This window comes from Paenibacillus sp. FSL H8-0261 (genome assembly GCF_045040645.1).
Taxonomy (GTDB): Bacteria; Bacillota; Bacilli; order Paenibacillales; family Paenibacillaceae; genus Paenibacillus_AQ.
This window is the reverse complement of record NZ_CP150297.1, coordinates 4840377-4858040: the sequence shown is the minus strand read 5'-3', so window position 1 is coordinate 4858040 and position 17664 is coordinate 4840377. Positions and strand designations below refer to the sequence as shown.

Here is a 17664-nt window from a genome sequence, read left to right as displayed (position 1 = left end):
GAAGAAAGAGATTCGTAAAATATAAGAAAGGCCACTCCAGTACATTCTGGAATGGCCTTTCTATATTATAGATTAAAGAAGGATGATTTCTTCAGCGGTGTTAATTTCTGGTAAACCAGCGAGTTTCACAAGGACTTGCTTAGGAACGGCTTTGTCAACGGTCAGCAGCATGATTGCAGCGCCCCCAACAATTTTACGTCCCACTTGCATGGAAGCGATGTTTACATCGTTCTCACCAAGCAATGTACCCACGAGTCCGATAATCCCTACTTTGTCGTTATGGGATACAAAGATTTGATGACCTTCAGGAGCAATATCAACTGGGAACTTATTCACTTGAACAATCCGTTCTCCGTAACCTTGCAGCAGGGTGCCGGCAACAAGATACTCTTGGTCACGATCAGCTTTTAGAGTAACAGTAATCAGGTTGGTAAAGCCTTTAGTTTTAGAAGCTTTAGTTATTACTACGTTCACGTCGCGTGTTTTCGCTAAATGCATGGAGTTTACGATATTAACGTCCTCTGCAAAGTGGCGGGAGAGCACACCTTTTACAATGTAGCGGGTTAGTGGTTGGGTATCTACATCCGAAAGATCACCAGCGTATTCAACATGGATCTCACGGATAGCAGCAGCTGCAATTTGGGTAACAAAGCTGCCCAGTTTTTCCCCAAGCGTGAAGTAAGGTTGAAGCTTATTCATTACACTTGGAGCCACTGGAGGAATGTTGACCGCGTTAATGAACGGTTCATTACGCAGAATATGCAACACTTGCTCCGAAACATCGATCGCCACATTTTCTTGAGCTTCAATCGTAGAAGCGCCAAGGTGAGGAGTCACGATGATTTTTGGATGAGACAGGAAAGGATGATCTGCTTGCGGCGGCTCTTTCTCGAATACGTCGAACGCAGCGCCAGCAACAATACCGCTATCTATAGCTTCTACTAATGCCATTTCATCAATTACACCACCACGTGCACAGTTGATGATGCGCATTCCCTTTTTCATCACTTCGAATTGTGGGCGAGAAATCATATGGCGTGTTTCCGGAGTAAGTGGAGTGTGCACAGTAATGAAGTCTGCTCCGCGAACAACATCGTCTACGGAAGCCAATTTAACTTCCATCTTTTCAGCACGTTCAGCTGTTAGGAAAGGATCAAAAGCAAGAATTTCCATACCGAAAGCTTTAGCACGTTTAGCCACTTCGCTACCGATTCTGCCCATTCCGAGTACACCTAAAGTTTTGCCACGAAGCTCTACACCTACGAATGTTTTTCTATCCCAGGTTCCACCGATTGTTTTTGCATAAGCTTGTGGAATATGACGGGCCAGAGCCATCATCATTGCGAAAGCATGCTCACAAGTCGTAATTGTATTTCCATCAGGAGCATTGATTACAACAATACCACGCTTTGTTGCAGCATCCAGTTTGATATTATCTACACCAACACCTGCACGACCAATTACTTTTAGATTTTTTCCTGCTTCGATGATTTTGTCTGTTACAGTAGTTTGACTGCGGACAAGGAGGCCATCGTATTCACCGATAATTGCAATGAGTTCGTCTTCGCTGAGTCCTGTTTTTTTGTCAACAACTACATCTTCTGCGTCCATCAATTGCTGAATGCCCAAATCACTGATTGGATCCGATACTAATACTTTAAACATGGTTTCTTATCCCCCTTAAAGTTGAAAAGCTTTATATGTCGAGGATGCCTTTTTGGGCAATCCACAATACCTGAAGATTCACGAACTAGTAGAGAAAAAACATGTGATAATAGTAGATCAACGCGGTGTCGCATAAAAGAAGCTGCGTGCAGAAGTGCCGCGGAATCGGTAACTTTGGGCAAAAGGATAGTATAGATTAGGTATTTAGAAATTAAAAAAACTCCCGACCCCCATACTACTGCCGTAGTAAGGGACGAGAGTTATCTTCGTGGTACCACCCTAATTCACTGCAACTTGGAAGAAGCAGCCTCATTGGCCTGCAAAGGCCACACTGGTAACGGAGTTGATCCGATTGCACCTACTTTAAGGTTCGATACAATATCTCAGGAGCGCTAAAGACATCTGTTTGTCACCGGTTTGCACCAACCACCGGCTCTCTGAAGACTTCCAGAATCTTTGTTCCATCATCGTTTTTGATTGATTAATTTTTTCATAATGTAACACGGTAATGTAGATGTGTCAATAGGCTTTGAAAGTTGGCTTTCTTGAAGTGAACTTCATTTTTCGTTATGATTCAATGACTGGTTCTATTCATAAAAAAACGGGAGCTGTGGAATCGTCTCCTTGCTATAGTACTGCTCTCGCCACTTCATAAAATCCTCTACCTGTATAGCACCTGTGGAAATAAGCAGGGTTACTGAGGACTGAACATCCGTAAGATTCAATGAACTGGCTGTACCAGAATGTATCAAATCGTCTATTTTTGCAGTAATGTCCTGGGGATCGTAGGCTGCAAAAATTCCGCGATTTAACATCATATCAGCGATGGATGCGTTCTTTTGAAGAAGAGGCATTTTTTTCCACTGAATAAAGGACATGGTCTTTAGCTCACCAGCAACAGAAGGGATTTTCTGGTTTGTCTTAGAGCCCCACTTTAGCATAGAATCATAAAAGTTCTTTTGTGCGAGCAATCCGAATTTAACCGCACCGGCAGTATAAGAATCATTTTTCAGCAATTTTGCCGTCTCTGCACCAGATGCACTTGCACTTATTTCACCAGAAGCTTTTGAGAATAAAGTTAAGCTTTTGAGTATGTTTAGCTGTGATTGATGTAATAAGGGAGAGTCGGAAAAGATAGAATCCTGGTTAACTCTTTCATATTGTTTATCTGCTAGAAGGCTAAGATTCTTCAAAGCTGCTGCATTTACACGGGCATCTGTACTGCGTGCCAACTTGTCCACTTGTGTGTTCCAATTCTGCTTGAATTCCCGATAAGGCAAAAATACGTTATGATAGAAGGTAACAAGATCCTTCTGTTGGTAAGAGCCCGTGAATTCTTCTAATCCATATCCATTACTGCTCTTTTGTTGCTCATATTTAGCTTCCGTTTTGTCTGCGCCAACCTTGACGCCTGTGAAAAATGCGGCGAAGGCGCAAATAAGGAAAAACAAAAAAAATAGAGTGTACAACATTTGTGTACGGGAGTTACGTTGGCTCATAATAAGTGCTCCTTTTTCTGGGGGAATTATCCTATGTATTATGTATTGATAGCAACATTATGGACGGTTTCTCTTTCGGAGCTGCCCCAAAAAATTAAAGAACAGGCAGGTCACGATGAAAAAATTCAAATTTGGCGAGATTAAGATAAAAAAAGTAGAGCCAGGTCAGTTAACAGACCGTCTTCTGCTCCTCAATCTCTACATTACTCAGGGGCTTACATTAATTATCGGTTTGATATGGATATTATTTCAGAAAAGAAATCCTTTTCAGCTATTAATTTTTCCAGAAAACGTACAATTTGTGGCATGGGGTCTTGGACTTGCTGCTGTAATGCTGGTAGTTGATTATTTATTGACTCATATTGTACCTGAAGAAAGCATGGATGACGGGGGAATAAACGACCTTTTATTTCGAAATCGGCCCGTATGGCACATTGTTGTAATTGCAGCTATGGTATCGATCTGTGAAGAGCTTCTGTTCAGAGGAGCCATTCAGTATTCCATTGGTCCTTATTGGACGAGTATTTTGTTTGCTCTTATTCATGTTCGCTATTTGCGCCACTTTGTACCTACCGGATGGGTATTCTTAAGCAGCTATGGTCTTGGATATATATACATTCAATCAGGAAGCCTATGGGCACCTATACTATGTCATTTCTTCATCGACCTTTTCTCTGGTCTGGTGATCCGCTACAGGAGGGAATCATGAGTGAGGAATTGAGCCGGTTGAAGTCTCGTCAGAAAAAGCGCAGTGGCGAAGGCAAAACTTCTGGCAAAAGTAAAAAAACGAATCCGCGATCGGAGGGGGCTCCTAGAAAGAGCAATCATTCCCGAACAACAACGGCAACTTTATCAAGGAAAGCGCGCCGTCCGGCAGCTTCTGCGAAGGGATCTAACGCTGGAAACAAAGAGCAGGAAGAATCTGTTCCATCACGTTCGAATACGTATTCATCAGAACGTGTTCGGCTTAGTAAAATGTTTGTTAACTCTCTGATTTTCATTTTTGTAATATTGCTGGTAGCGCTCCTCTGGTGGGGAATCGAAGGGGCGCCGCCTTTGAGTACTTTATGGTGATTTTTTGGATTTGGGGATTGGTTGTGGTTGTGCTTTTGATTGCGCTAATCATTGCAGTGATTATGGTGAGTAACGCCTTTAGAAGCAGAATTATTACCGAGGAAATAATTTTGAAGTCGCTCCCAGATGAGTTTGATGGATTTCGTCTCTTATTTATAACTGATATCCATCGCCGCCGCCTTCCAACAGCACTGCTGACTCCGTTAAAGGGAAAGGTGGGTGCTGTTTTATTAGGCGGTGATCTAACGGAAAAAAACAGTCCTCTGGATCGACTGACTGATAATATGACTTTAGTGACTTCTATTGCTCCTACCTATGTAGTACATGGAAATCATGATTATCGAGCTGATATTTCACTAATTGATCAGATTATCCGGGGCAGTGGTGCAAAGCTGTTAATGGATGAGAATGTGCGTATTGAACGTGAGGGAGCTTCTCTTTGGTTAACGGGAGTGGATTTTCCGAAAAAGGGTGGTAACACTTCTTATCGTCCATTACCTGAATTAACGTCACGTGCTTCTTCAATAAATAACACTTGTCGTATCATTCTTGTTCACGATCCGCTCTGGTTGTCCAAACGTCAAAGTGTGCCAGCGGATCTGATATTAGCAGGCCACACGCATGGAGGGCAGGTCATTCTTCCTTTTTTGGGTCAAAGACATGTGGAAAATTTCTATCATAAATATGATGCAGGAATGTTTCAATGGCCCAGAAGAGATGGGACAGGAAGGGATGCGAAGCTGCTGATTAGCAGAGGGTTTGGAACCTCTCACTTGCCGATCCGCTGGGGAAGTCCTGCTGAGATGCACGTGCTAACGCTCCGTAAAGAGAAACATTAGAAAACTGTCTTTGTACCGATTGAACGGGTGGACAAAAAAACAGGTAATCTCCTTTCCATCAAGGGGATTACCTGTTTTTATTTATCCTAATTAGGAATTAGCGCATCTTAAGCTCAATACTGCGAGGATCTACAAAGCTATAGCCCTTGCCTTCAAGAGTAGTAAGCAGTTTATCCAACGCTTCAACTGTCCAAGGTAGCTCATGCATCAGAATATTACTGCCAGAATGCAATTGATCCGTCACATTTTTGATTAACTTATCTGTTTTTCCGGTTTCTTTCTCTTTCATTTCCCAGTCCAGTGATCCATTGGACCAGGTCATATACAACATCCCATTCTCAGCGGAAATCTTCTTCCCTACATCTCCGCCAGCACCATGTGGGGGACGGAAAAACTGAGGGGCTTCACCAATAATCTCCTTGACCGCATTTTGAACGTCTTCGATTTGCTTTTTGACCTCAGTGTAAGACTTGTCCTTCAACACAATATGATCCCAGCTATGGTTGCCGATAATTCCTCCGCGGTTATGAATTAACTCTAGAAGCTCGGGATGCGCTTTAACGCGGTATCCATTCACGAAGAAGATCGCTTTGGCCTGATGTTTGTCCAGAACATCCATTAACGGATTAATCATTTCCGCATCTTTGGGACCGTCATCAAAAGTGAGTAACACGACTTTTTTATTTGTAGTTTCCTCATTTGGGACGATGTCGTAATTTTTGTTCATATGGTACAGCAGTGGAATTTCAGCGGAGGCTTCATCTTTACTGGCTGTATTATTACTACCTGTAGTTCCTCCATCTGCTGTCGCTTCAGGGGTAGGGCTGGCTGTAACTTCAGGAGAAGGCGCTGTAGTTTCTGCGCTCTGTGTAGCTGCCGCCGTAGGCGTATTGTTTGTGGTGTTTGTATCCTCGGCTGTCTTTCCATTCGCACCGCTGTTGCCACAGGCTGTCAGCAGTAAGGTAGCCAGTAGGAGCACTGATGTCATTTTACCCACTTTTTTCAACTCGCTTTCTTCTTATTAGGTTGCATGAGCGGCAATCTTTCCGCGAACACTAAACATGATTTTACCATACAAGGAGGCTGGAAATATGAATACTTCGTCATTTTTATGTGGGGTGCTGATGGGCGTCGCAGCCAGTATGATTATGTCCAAAAAGCGGAATTCTCTAATGTCTTCGCTGGGGCAATCGGGCGGTTCCATGAGTGGAGCAGCAGATAAAGCAAAAGAAAAAATAATTGGTATGGCTACGACAGGGTTTGGAAATACTGCTGCTTCAAGCAGCAATGCAAGCAGTAATACAAGCAGCAATGCTCAAAGTAATGGTTCGAACAGCGGAACCTCTGAGCATAAAACGGAATCACCGGCAAAATCAAAAGAATCCAATCTCAAATTACTGAAGGATTTCATTCGCAACAATCCTGAAGTGAAGAGCGAAGTGGAGCAAATTCTTAAAGAAACGCATACTGCCATACCGGGATTGTAACCGTAAAGGACTCCTTCAGAATCATTTTGAGGATGAAATATTCCGCAAAATGATTCTTTTTTATATTCAAGGGCTTGAAAATGGTTTATGAATTAGAATAAGCTCTTCAGTAGTGGCAATGCTTTAAGAGGATTTTATATATTTATTTTCGTGCATTTATCTCTGCAAAATGATAACATACATACATAGTAACCATTTTTGGCTCATTACTCGGGACTCATCATACATTATAATAAATGAGCTTGCAAAAGGAGGATCCTGTCATGAGAATAGAGCGATTAAGTCAAGATAAGATACGGATTTTCCTCACTTTTGACGACCTGAGCGAGCGGGGCATCCAGAAGGAAGACATGTGGCAGGAAGTTCCCAAGGTTCATGACCTGTTTACGGAGATGATGGACCAAGCATATAGTGAACTAGGTTTTGATGCTACCGGTCCGCTTGCCGTAGAAGTTTTCGCATTGCCCGCCCAAGGCATGGTCGTTATAGTGACCCGAGGAAAATATGATCACCATCAGTACGGTGCGTCCGGGGAAGAAGAATTGCCAGAAGAGATTTACGAAATGGAAGTTACTCTTGAACAAAGCGACTCCATTGTATATGCATTCCGCGATTTCGAGGTTCTTGTTGAAGCGGCCCATGTGCTCATTGGTAATATTACTTCCCAGGGGAAACTGTATTCTTATAACAATAAATGGTATCTGTACTTCGATCCTAAGGAATTTGAAGAAACAGCGTTGTCAGGTCTTGTTGGCGTACTAGCTGAGTTTGGAGATTCCTCACCGGTTACTGAAGCTGTCCTCGATGAATACGGGAAGACAATAATGCCGGAGAATGCAGTCCAGTTATTGTGCACTCATTTTAAGCGTCAGGATTAAATAGCATGATAGGGCTGATAAGCATCATTTTAGCTGATTAGCCCTATTCTTGTTCTTGATGGTATGGCGGTCATTCTTGAATTAAAGCTGGTATCTGCCTTACTGTAATCAGCAGAATAAGGCGCTAGGGATATAGGGAGGTTATTCGGTGCTCGTGTTATCGGTTATTTCGTCGGCAGTAGCGCCGGGACTTGCTCTGCTGACCTTTTTTTATTTGAAAGATAAGTATGATCAAGAACCGCTTCATATCGTTATTAAGGTGTTCCTGCTAGGCCTTCTGATTGTATTCCCTGTTATGATCATTCAGAGAGGACTAATGCTGGGACTGAATGGCGGTCCTTATGTGGAGTCGTTTCTCATATCCGCTGGCGTGGAAGAATGTCTAAAATGGTTTGTGCTTTACCATATGATTTACAATCACACCGAATTTGACGAGCCATATGATGGGATACTATACGCCGTAGCGATTTCGCTCGGCTTCGCAACAATAGAAAATATAATGTACGCTTGGTATAGCAATGCATCAATCGGTTCCATGTTCCTGAGAGCTCTGCTTCCGGTTTCTGGACACGCTATGTTTGGTGTAATCATGGGCTATCATTTAGGGAGAGCCAAGTTCTCAAAAGGAGCTAAAACAAAAGGGATTCTGTTAATTTCTATCTTGCTGCCATGGTTGTGGCATGGGATTTATGACTTTATTTTGAGTACGACAGCTAACTACTGGATATGGTTTATTGTTCCTCTGATGGCTATTCTATGGTACGGAGGGATGGGGAAAGTGGATAGGGCGAATAGCCGGTCCCCTTTCCGCTTTCTGAAACGAGAAGAAGAGGTTAACCTATAATCGAGATGGACACACTTATATTCAAAGGATTGTTCCTTAGCGGGAGATTCCAGAGAGGAGAGAGGTGTCTTTTTTTGCGTATAAAAGTCCGTATACTTTGCAAACAATGCGGTGAGACCTACATATTAAGAGGGATAAAAGAGCAGGGTGTGATTCAAACCGGCTTTAAGCAATGCCTTTGCAGTAATAGCAGTGGCTTTGAAATTGAAGAGAGAGCATAAGCGCTATGCTATGCAAATTTGGAGTGAAATCCCTCTATTCAAACACTTTAGTCATATTGTGTTACAGAAGGGTGCATAAGACTCCTAGTTTATTGTCAAACTAACGCCAATAAGCTATCGAAAGGAGTCTTGTAGCCCTATGTACAAAAGATTAAGTGCTGTAATGTTCCCGCTGACTGCGCTGCTGTTAATTGGAGCGCTCGTGTGGGGTTATCAGGAGAATCAGGAGAAGAATGCGATCCTAATTAAGGCGGAGAACCAATATCAGCGTGCCTTTCATGATTTGTCTTACCATGTGGAGCGTCTTCATGGAGAGCTGGGAAACACACTAGCTGTTAACTCCGCTTCTAACGGGATGCACCGCAAAGGACTTGTTAATGTGTGGCGGATGACCAGTGAGGCGCAAAATGAAATTAATCAGTTGCCACTCACATTACTGCCATTTAGCAAAACGGAGGAGTTTCTGTCCAAAATCTCAAACTTTTCTTATAAAGCTGGGATTCGTGATTTCGCTAAGAAGCCTTTGACAGATGGTGAATTGAGCAATTTAAAAGCATTGTATAAGAGCTCTGGAGAAATCTCAAAAGATTTGCAAGATGTTCAGAATAAAGTGATTGGTAGCCGTTTGCGCTGGATGGATGTTGAAACCGCATTGGCTACAGAGAATAAGGCAGAAGATAATTCGATTATTGACGGCTTTAAGTCGGTGGACAAACGTGTCGAAGGTTACCCTGACCTGGATTGGGGTCCTTCAGTTGCAAGCATTTACGATAAACGCTCTGTAAAAATGCTCGGAGGTACCCCTGTTTCAGTTGAAGATATCAAACGTAAAGCCATTAAGTTTGCTAATGCAGGCTCGAATGCTAAGGTAGACGTTAAAGAAAACGGAAAAAATACGAAGTGGCCTTCTTATACGGCTACAGTCAGTGGTACGAATAATAAGCAGATTATCAGTATGGATTTCACCAAAAATGGTGGTTTACTGATCTCTTATTACGATAACCGTGAGATAGGACCTGCTAAGGTGACCCTAGAAGAAGCAGTTTCCAAGGCAGAGCAGTTTCTTAAGAAAAAAGGATATCCTCATATGACTGCGGTTAATGCTGACCGTTATGATAATATCGGGAATTTAACCTTTGTAACGAGCCAAAATGATGTCTTGATTTATCCTGAGAAAATGACGATCCGTATTGGACTTGATACTGGGACAGCGGTTGGATTTGAGGCTAGCGAATATGTCAATGAGCATAAGGACAATCGTAAAATTCCAAAGCCAAAGCTGACTCTGGCGGAAGCGAAGAAATTTCTGAATTCGGATTTCAATGAGAATTACCATCGCATGGCGTGGATTAAAAATGATGACTCCGTAGAAGTCTTGACTTACGAATTTGGCGGAGAGGTAAATGGTACTCAGTATCGTATTTATCTTAATGCGGACGACGGCATTGAAGAGTCCGTGGAAGAAATCAGGCCTTCTTCAGGGGTAGAACAAAAGTGAAAAAACAGGGCGCATCCATTATTTGGATGAGCCCTGTTTTATTTTTGAAATTCAAATAATATTTATCTCATTGGGTGATATTCCCATGCTATAATCATTGTTAACTATACTGATTTGGCGGTGACATCTTTGTATCCTAAAATTAATGAATATCTATACATACAGGTTGCTTCCAGTGACGCTGCTGAAGCAGAAGTTGAATATAGATCGAGAATTGCAGAGACAGAAGACGACGCATTCCTGATTGAAATTCCTATGCAGGAGAGTGACGGTCGTCTGAAACGACTTTTTATGGGGGACGAGCTTTCGGTTTATTTTATTACTGAGGGTGGCATTAAAAATTACTTTAATACTCATGTTCTCGGGTTTAAAGAAGATGTAATTCGTATGGTCCGGATACAAAAACCAGAGGCGGATTCGATTTTCAAAATTCAGAGACGAAGCTTTTTTCGGGTGAATGCAGATCTTGAATTAGCTGTGAAGGATAGCTTTGGCAAAAGATTCCTTGTACGTACAGATGATATCGGCGGCGGAGGAACGTCTTTCTTGGTGGATCACCAAGTGAAGCTCGAGGTGGGAGCGAAATTATCCTGCTGGGTTCTAGTGCCTTATCGAAATGGTAGTATTGAGCATGTGGACTTTGAAGGTGAAGTGGTTCGGATTAAAAAGCTTGAAAACGGACGCCAATTGGCCATGCTGAAATTTGTGGCTATTACGGATAATGAGCGTCAGAAAATAATACGTTACTGCTTTGAACGACAGTTTGATTTCCGCAACCGATAGGCATTTTTCTTAGCTCTATTAAGTGTTCTGATTTTGCACTGAAGTATAAACTGTGGTATAATTTTATAAGTCGCAGGCAATGCCTGCTTTTTTCTTGATAATATCATCAAGCATATCCATTTGTATGTGCTCCTTGATATTGCAGGAACGAACTTGACATCGCTAGATGCTTTTCTTATGAAAGAGTGTTTGAGGAGGAATGCCCCGTTGGATAGGCAGGGTACACATACTTACGACAGAATTAACGTCGCCATCGACGGACCTGCCGGGGCAGGCAAGAGTACTGTAGCCCGATTGGTAGCCCAGAAGTTGTCTTATATTTATGTCGATACAGGCGCAATGTACCGGGCAATCACCTGGTATATGATCCGAGAAGGCATAGAACCGGAAGATCAGAATCAAGTGAACCAGAAAGTTCACGATATGGTTATTGAGCTTATTCCGGAAAAAGACATCCAGAAGGTGCTGATTAATGGGGAAGACGTAACGCCGCATATTCGGAGTCTTCAGGTTAGCGGCCTTGTGTCGCAGTATTCGAAGATCGAAGGTGTAAGGTCCAGACTGAGTCATTTGCAGCGTCAGATGGCGCTTCGCAAAGGCGTTGTAATGGATGGCCGCGATATCGGTACGACCGTGCTGCCCGATGCCGAAGTAAAGATTTTTATGACGGCAAGTGTGGAAGAAAGAGCTCTCCGTCGTTATAAGGAATTGAGAGACGCGGAATCGGTGACGCTTCAGCAGCTTGAACATGATATTGCACAGCGGGATCGTCTGGATGAAGGACGGGAGATTTCACCGCTGCGACGTGCGGAAGATGCGATTCTTCTCGACACGACCTTTATGGATATCGATCAAGTCGTGGAGGCCATTGTATCCCATTGTAGATCTCATGTTGACGGGGAGAGAAATCATTTATGATTTATGTATTTTGCCGAGGATTGCTTCGCTTGATTTACGCAATTGTTTTCCCGCTTAAGATTGTGGGGGAAGAGAATGTGCCAAAGGAGGGCGGGGTGCTGCTCTGTGCCAACCATATTAGTTTGCTGGATCCGATGACTATCGGGATTAAGTTAGACCGTCAAGTAAAGTATATGGCTAAGGCAGAACTTTTTGAGGTTCCTGTGCTTGGCTGGCTCATTAACAAATTGGGTGCTTTTCCGGTCAAACGTGGTGGTGTAAGCAAAGAATCCATTAAAACGGCCCTTAACACACTTCGTGGTGGTAATGTCATGGGTATCTTCCCGGAGGGTACGCGTAACTCTGACGCCGGAGTTGCCAAGAAAGGTGCTGCAAGCTTTGCACTTCGAAGCGGTGCTGCAGTTGTTCCAGCCGCTATTGTCGGTGAGTACAAACCCTTTCGACGGATGGTTGTAGTCTATGGGGCTCCTATAGATCTCAGTCAATTTGCCGGTGCAGGAAGTGAATCTCTCGAGGCTGTTACCGATGTCATTATGGAACGCATCAATGAGATGAAGAAGTCGGGTATACCAACTGTTGGTTAAGGGATAAACGGAATCACAAATTTCGTCCTGTGCTATGATTAAATAACGGCATAGTCGCTATTTTTTGGAACATACTATCTTCAAGCGTAATTTGTAATACCAAGCAATGCTTGTTTTGAACTCTGCTATACGCAGGTTTAAATAAATGGGGTTTTGAATCGAGGAGGCTAATCACATGTCTGAAGAAATTAAAAATCAGGAAACTACGGAGAGCAATGAAACCGTAGAAGCGGTGGAATCCGCTGTGACAGAAAATAACGGAGCTGTAGAAGAAGTTGCTGCCGTTAACGAAGAAGAAGTGACTAACCAAGCTGACTTGGAAATCATTTCTCTGAAAAAAGGCGATACCGTGAAAGGAACAATCGTCAAAATTGAAGATAACCAAGCTTATGTAAGCATTGGATATAAATACGACGGTGTGATTCCGATTCGCGAATTGTCCGCAGTACAACTGGACAACGCTGCTGCAGCAGTAGAAGTTGGACAGGAAGTAGAATGTAAAGTTGTTAGCATCAACGACAACAAGGAAAGCCTTGTTCTTTCCAAACGTGCTGTTGATAGCGAAAAATCATGGGAAGATCTTGAGAAGTACTTTGCTTCCCAAGAAGCTTTCGAAGTTACTGTGGCTGACGTTGTTAAAGGCGGTCTAGTAGCTGATGTTGGAGCACGTGGATTTATCCCAGCTTCCATGGTTGAGCGTCACTTCGTTGAAGATTTCAGCGATTACAAAGGCCGTACCCTTCGCGTTAAAGTGAAAGAACTTGACCGTGAGAACAGCAAAGTAATCCTGTCCGCTAAAGAAGTTCTTGAAGAAGAGTTCGAAGCTAATAAGCTTAAAATTATGGCTGAACTGTCTGAAGGTCAAATCATTGAAGGTACCGTACAACGTCTGACCCAATTCGGCGCATTTGTTGATGTTGGCGGAGTTGACGGTCTTGTACACGTATCCGAAATCGCTTGGAATCACGTAGAGAAGCCTTCTGATGTAGTTTCTGAAGGTGATAAAGTACGTGTTAAAGTACTTAAGGTTGATCCTGAAAAAGGAAAAATCAGCCTGAGCATTAAAGCTGCTGCTCCAGGTCCTTGGGACTCTGCTGCTGGCGAAATCAACATCGGTGATGTTGTAACAGGCGTTGTAAAACGTCTTGTGAACTTCGGAGCATTCGTTGAATTGCTTCCAGGTGTGGAAGGTCTTGTGCACATTTCACAAATCTCCCACAAACACATTGCTACTCCACACGAAGTATTGAAAGAAGGACAAGAAGTACAAGTGAAAGTACTGGACTTCAATCCATCCGAGAAACGTGTTAGCCTGAGCATCAAAGAAACTGAAGAAGCTCCAGCACCTACTGCTAGACCTGAACGCAGCAACAGCAGAGACAGAGCTCCTAAAGAAGTATTGAATAACCCTAACGTTTCTCTAAGCAACGAAGGCCTTAGCTTTACGCTTGCTGAACGTTTTGGAGACAAGTTGGACAAATTCAAAGGTAATAACTAATCCTGCTTTTTGAATATACGGGTAAAGTAATCGGCGAGCCCTCGATACGGGGGTTCGCCGATTCTCTTTTTCCAGTGACAGAAAGATTTATTGGAACTAACATGAGTGTTAGCCAATTTTAATGTTTTTTGCTATGATGAGTATCGTAAGGATGACAGGAGGAATGAATATGGCAAGACCCGTTGTGGCAATCGTTGGGAGGCCTAACGTCGGGAAATCGACGATTTTTAATCGGCTGATTGGCGATAGATTGGCCATTGTAGAAGATAAACCGGGGATTACACGTGACCGGATTTATGGTATTTCAGATTGGAACGGTAAGTCGTTCAGTGTGATTGATACCGGAGGTATTGAAATTGATGGAGATGACACGATTCTGAAATCAATCCGCGTTCAAGCGGAGCTGGCGATTGAAGAAGCGGATGTTATTGTATTTATGTGTGAGGCGAAGAGTGGTGTGACGAATTCAGATGAAGAGGTAGCTCAGATTCTGTTCCGTTCAGGTAAACCGATCGTTCTTGCCATCAATAAAGTGGATAATATGAAGCGTGCAGATGATATTTATGAGTTCTATAGCCTAGGTTTTGGAGATCCAATCGGAATTTCCGGTAGTCATGGTACAGGACTCGGTGACTTATTGGACGCTGTCGTAGAACGTCTGCCAGAGAAAATAGATGATGAATATGATGACGATGTCATTCGTGTAGCTTTGATTGGCCGTCCGAATGTAGGTAAATCCTCTTTGGTTAACGCAATTCTGGGTGAAGAACGCGTTATCGTTAGTGATATTGCAGGTACTACTCGCGATGCTATTGATACGCCTTTTGAACGTGATGGACAACGTTATGTGCTTATCGATACTGCAGGTATGCGCAAAAAAGGCAAGGTATATGAGAACATTGAGAAATACAGTGTTATGCGTGCGATGCGTGCGATTGAACGGGCTGATGTGGTTCTCGTTGTAATTAACGGTGAAGAGGGCATTATCGACCAGGACAAGCATATCGCTGGTTATGCACATGAAGCTGGTAAAGCATCTATTTTTGTTGTGAACAAATGGGATGCCATTGAGAAAGACGACAAGACTATGCAGAACTTCGAATCTAAGATTCGTGACCACTTCTTGTTTATGAGTTACGCACCGGTTGTCTTCTTGTCGGCTTTAACTAAACAGCGCCTGCAAAAACTGCTACCAGTGGTGCAGCATGTATCTCAACAGCATGCACTACGCATTACTACGCATCTGGTGAACGATGTTGTATCGGACGCCATTGCGATTAACCCTCCTCCAACTGACAAAGGCCGTCGCTTACGTATTAACTACGTAACGCAGGTTGCGGTGAAGCCACCGACGATCGTGGTGTTCGTAAATGACCCATCGCTGATGCACTTCTCCTATGAACGTTACTTGGAGAATAAAATCCGCGCGGCGTTTAATTTCGAGGGAACGCCAATCCGTCTCTTTACACGGCGCAAATCCGAAAACGAAGGTTAGGGGAGAAGAAGTGTGGCGCTTGAACTTCTGGTTATCGTTGTAAGCTATTTGCTTGGTTCTGTCAGCTTTAGTGTGCTGTTCGCCAAGCTACTAAAGGGAATTGATATCCGTCAATATGGGAGCGGCAATGCGGGGGCTACCAATACACTTCGTGTACTGGGAAAAGGTCCTGCGATATCTGTGCTAGTGCTGGATGTACTGAAGGGTGTTGCCGCAGTTTGGTTAGGAACTTGGGTAGGCGGCTGGGGAACCTGGGTTGCTGCTCTTTGCGGAATCGCTGCAATTGTCGGACATAACTGGCCGCTTTACTTTCGTTTCCGTGGGGGAAAGGGCATCGCTACTACGATCGGTGTTATGGCCACACTGTGTTTATGGCCTGCACTGCTCGCTGGTGTTATCGCCATAGGATCTATCTTTATCACTCGTTACGTGTCACTTGGCTCGTTGATTTTTGTCGCGCTGACACCGGTCTTTCTATTGTTGACAGGATTTACACAGCCTGTGCTCTGGACCAGTATTATCATTGCGGTTTTTGCCTTCTGGCGGCACCGGACGAACATTGTTAAGATTGTAGAGGGCCGTGAGAACAAGATAGGCTCAAAAGTAAAAGGAGGGAATCGTGTTGTCTGATAAAGTAACCGTACTAGTAGCGGGGAGCTGGGGAACTGCGCTGGCAAGTGTGCTGGCTGCGAATCACTCGGAAGTTTATCTGTGGACACGTAACTCTGATCAAGCTGCCGAGATCAATGGTTCTCATTTCAATAATAAGTATTTACCGGGGATTTCTCTGCCTGCAAACATCATTGCAACCACCGATCTGGAGACCGCAGTTTCCGGTTCTAAAGCGGTTGTTATTGTAGCCCCATCTTCAGGTATGCGACAGGTTGCTCGCAGTCTGAAGCCGTTCTGGAGGGATGAAATGCTATGCGTTCATGCTACGAAGGGCTTTGAGACTGAAAGCAAGAAACGGATGTCCATCGTTATTGCTGAAGAACTCGGCTGTGACGAAGGGCAGATTGTCGTTCTCTCCGGACCGAGTCATGCAGAGGAAGTAGTGCGCCTGTGTCCTACTACAGTTGTTGTGGCTTCACCTGATGATAAGCGTACTGCTGAAGCACAGGAATTGTTCATAAACAATGATTTTCGTGTATATACGAACCGTGATCAGGTAGGAGTAGAGCTTGCCGGCGCACTAAAGAATATTATTGCACTCGGTGCAGGTCTATCCGATGGTCTAGGATTTGGGGATAATGCTAAGGCGGCGCTTCTGACACGTGGACTGGCCGAGATTTCTCGGGTGGGCGTCGAGCTTGGAGCGAATCCTTTGACCTTTGCAGGGCTTGCAGGTGTTGGCGATCTTGTAGTGACTGCTACGAGCCAGCACAGCCGTAACTGGCGTGCTGGCTTTATGCTCGGGCAAGGGAAACCACTGGATGAGGTACTGGAGTCGATGGGAATGGTTGTCGAAGGTATTCGTACCACGGAGGCAGCTTATGCTATTTCCATCAAGCTAGGGGTCCAAATGCCCATTACAGATCAAATTTATCATGTCCTTTTTAAAGGTAGAAGTCCGCGTAGTGCTGTTGAGGCTCTGATGGGCCGTGATCGTAAACCTGAGCTTGAGGCAATATCTCAGGAAACTTGGGAGCAGTGGCATTCCTGATCCTGTTCACCTTTTTCCGCAAATTCTCATATGTTGTATTGGGGATTGACGGAGGAGGGATGAAAAGTGAGCAGAGATTTTTCCAAGGATGCATTGAACGCCATTAACAAAAAGGCGGGCAAGAACATTACGGAAAGTGCCGTCAAAAAGCTAGCCAGTACGGTCAAACCAGGAACTACGCAGAATGAAGCCCAGCTCCGCCAGTTAATTAAGCAGGTGTCATCGATGGCGAAAGTGCCGGTCAGTGAAGCTACTGTGCAGGAAATTGTTAATGCCGTCAAAAAAGGCGGCGCAGGTTCCGGCACAATGGAGTCTTTAATGAAAATGATGCTTAAAAAATAGCTTTAGGTTGGGTGAGTAAAAGATTCAGAATCCATGAGATTCTGTTATCTTTTGCTCTTTTTTTATTTATTGGTAAACTCTCACAGCTAAAATATCTTAATAATAATATATAAAAAATGATGTTTTTTTACAGAATAGGATAAGGTCATGATATAATAATCCCTAATATATTACAGGCGAATGGGGGCTTTGACCTTGGATCCGATGACAAAAATGTGGTTGTCCCTGATTGCAATGCTGATTATGGGACTGTCTGTATTTCTAATAACTTTTGCTCGGAGCAAAACAAAGGGACTGCTTAAAGCACTGCTATCTATCCTTGCGTTTGTCATCATGTTAGTTGGCCTATTGGGCGGAGTTGTTTCGATTATGTAAG

General features: G+C 43.6%; 19 protein-coding genes and 1 other annotated feature. Of the genes, 16 read left to right on the top strand and 3 right to left on the bottom strand.

The features are described 5' to 3' along the window. Positions 1-72 precede the first annotated feature (72 nt). A complete protein-coding gene (serA, locus tag MHI27_RS21675; RefSeq protein ID WP_076284555.1) occupies positions 73-1665 on the bottom strand; it encodes a phosphoglycerate dehydrogenase in 1593 nt (530 codons plus the stop codon). Between the two features lie 246 nt (positions 1666-1911). Further along, positions 1912-2142, bottom strand: a binding site (T-box leader). A gap of 110 nt (positions 2143-2252) precedes the next feature. Further along, entirely contained in the window at positions 2253-3164 is a 912-nt protein-coding gene (locus MHI27_RS21670) for a hypothetical protein (RefSeq protein WP_405174687.1), read from the bottom strand. A 115-nt stretch (positions 3165-3279) separates the two neighbouring features. Here MHI27_RS21670 and MHI27_RS21665 point away from each other — a divergent pair, with 115 nt between their 5' ends. Genes MHI27_RS21665 through MHI27_RS21655 form a run of 3 tightly spaced genes read left to right on the top strand, consistent with a single transcriptional unit; the run spans position 3280 to position 5077 of the window. Next, positions 3280-3873, top strand: a complete 594-nt coding sequence (locus tag MHI27_RS21665; protein WP_339242740.1) for a CPBP family intramembrane glutamic endopeptidase — start codon at positions 3280-3282, stop codon at positions 3871-3873. Then, positions 3870-4238 carry a hypothetical protein gene (locus tag MHI27_RS21660; RefSeq protein WP_339242738.1) on the top strand — a complete coding sequence of 123 codons (369 nt, stop codon included), beginning with the start codon at positions 3870-3872 and terminating at the stop codon, positions 4236-4238. Before MHI27_RS21665 ends, MHI27_RS21660 begins: the two co-directional genes overlap by 4 nt. After that, entirely contained in the window at positions 4232-5077 is an 846-nt protein-coding gene (locus tag MHI27_RS21655; protein ID WP_076299569.1) for a metallophosphoesterase, read from the top strand. Before MHI27_RS21660 ends, MHI27_RS21655 begins: the two co-directional genes overlap by 7 nt. 97 nt (positions 5078-5174) lie before the next feature. On the opposite strand, the gene MHI27_RS21650 is transcribed toward MHI27_RS21655, so the two are convergent. Further along, positions 5175-6083, bottom strand: a complete 909-nt coding sequence (locus MHI27_RS21650; RefSeq protein WP_371915731.1) for a polysaccharide deacetylase family protein — start codon at positions 6081-6083, stop codon at positions 5175-5177. 85 nt (positions 6084-6168) lie between these two features. Here MHI27_RS21650 and MHI27_RS21645 point away from each other — a divergent pair, with 85 nt between their 5' ends. From MHI27_RS21645 to MHI27_RS21585, 13 genes are all read left to right on the top strand, one after another. Continuing rightward, positions 6169-6564: a hypothetical protein gene (locus tag MHI27_RS21645; RefSeq protein WP_042190229.1), complete on the top strand. Its 396-nt coding sequence runs from the start codon at positions 6169-6171 to the stop codon at positions 6562-6564. Positions 6565-6827: 263 nt separating this feature from the next. After that, a complete protein-coding gene (locus MHI27_RS21640) occupies positions 6828-7442 on the top strand; it encodes a genetic competence negative regulator (protein ID WP_405174686.1) in 615 nt (204 codons plus the stop codon). Positions 7443-7590: 148 nt separating this feature from the next. Further along, entirely contained in the window at positions 7591-8286 is a 696-nt protein-coding gene (gene prsW, locus MHI27_RS21635) for a glutamic-type intramembrane protease PrsW (RefSeq protein ID WP_042129603.1), read from the top strand. 360 nt (positions 8287-8646) lie between these two features. Further along, the gene (ypeB, locus tag MHI27_RS21630; protein WP_076299571.1) at positions 8647-10005 is read left to right on the top strand and encodes a germination protein YpeB; all 1359 of its coding nucleotides are present in this window, start codon (positions 8647-8649) and stop codon (positions 10003-10005) included. Positions 10006-10134: 129 nt separating this feature from the next. Then, on the top strand, positions 10135-10788 hold the full coding sequence (locus tag MHI27_RS21625; RefSeq protein WP_042190221.1) for a flagellar brake protein: 654 nt from the start codon (positions 10135-10137) through the stop codon (positions 10786-10788). A 207-nt stretch (positions 10789-10995) separates the two neighbouring features. Continuing rightward, positions 10996-11706: a (d)CMP kinase gene (gene cmk, locus MHI27_RS21620; protein WP_231573321.1), complete on the top strand. Its 711-nt coding sequence runs from the start codon at positions 10996-10998 to the stop codon at positions 11704-11706. Further along, complete coding sequence (locus MHI27_RS21615; protein ID WP_042190219.1) at positions 11703-12290, top strand: 1-acyl-sn-glycerol-3-phosphate acyltransferase; 588 nt, start codon at positions 11703-11705, stop codon at positions 12288-12290. The genes cmk and MHI27_RS21615 overlap by 4 nt, the downstream gene beginning before the upstream one ends. 175 nt (positions 12291-12465) lie before the next feature. Then, the gene (gene rpsA, locus MHI27_RS21610) at positions 12466-13788 is read left to right on the top strand and encodes a 30S ribosomal protein S1 (protein WP_256716304.1); all 1323 of its coding nucleotides are present in this window, start codon (positions 12466-12468) and stop codon (positions 13786-13788) included. A gap of 169 nt (positions 13789-13957) precedes the next feature. Next, positions 13958-15283 (top strand): ribosome biogenesis GTPase Der, encoded by a 1326-nt coding sequence (gene der / locus MHI27_RS21605; protein WP_042190218.1) that lies wholly within the window; start codon positions 13958-13960, stop codon positions 15281-15283. Positions 15284-15295: 12 nt separating this feature from the next. Beyond that, positions 15296-15913 carry a glycerol-3-phosphate 1-O-acyltransferase PlsY gene (gene plsY, locus MHI27_RS21600; RefSeq protein WP_042129592.1) on the top strand — a complete coding sequence of 206 codons (618 nt, stop codon included), beginning with the start codon at positions 15296-15298 and terminating at the stop codon, positions 15911-15913. Continuing rightward, positions 15906-16946, top strand: coding sequence for an NAD(P)H-dependent glycerol-3-phosphate dehydrogenase (locus MHI27_RS21595; RefSeq protein ID WP_405174685.1), 1041 nt, complete (start codon positions 15906-15908; stop codon positions 16944-16946). The genes plsY and MHI27_RS21595 overlap by 8 nt, the downstream gene beginning before the upstream one ends. A 66-nt stretch (positions 16947-17012) precedes the next feature. Then, complete coding sequence (locus MHI27_RS21590; RefSeq protein WP_076284557.1) at positions 17013-17288, top strand: stage VI sporulation protein F; 276 nt, start codon at positions 17013-17015, stop codon at positions 17286-17288. A gap of 195 nt (positions 17289-17483) precedes the next feature. Further along, complete coding sequence (locus MHI27_RS21585) at positions 17484-17663, top strand: DUF2768 family protein (protein ID WP_042129589.1); 180 nt, start codon at positions 17484-17486, stop codon at positions 17661-17663. Position 17664: the final 1 nt, after the last annotated feature.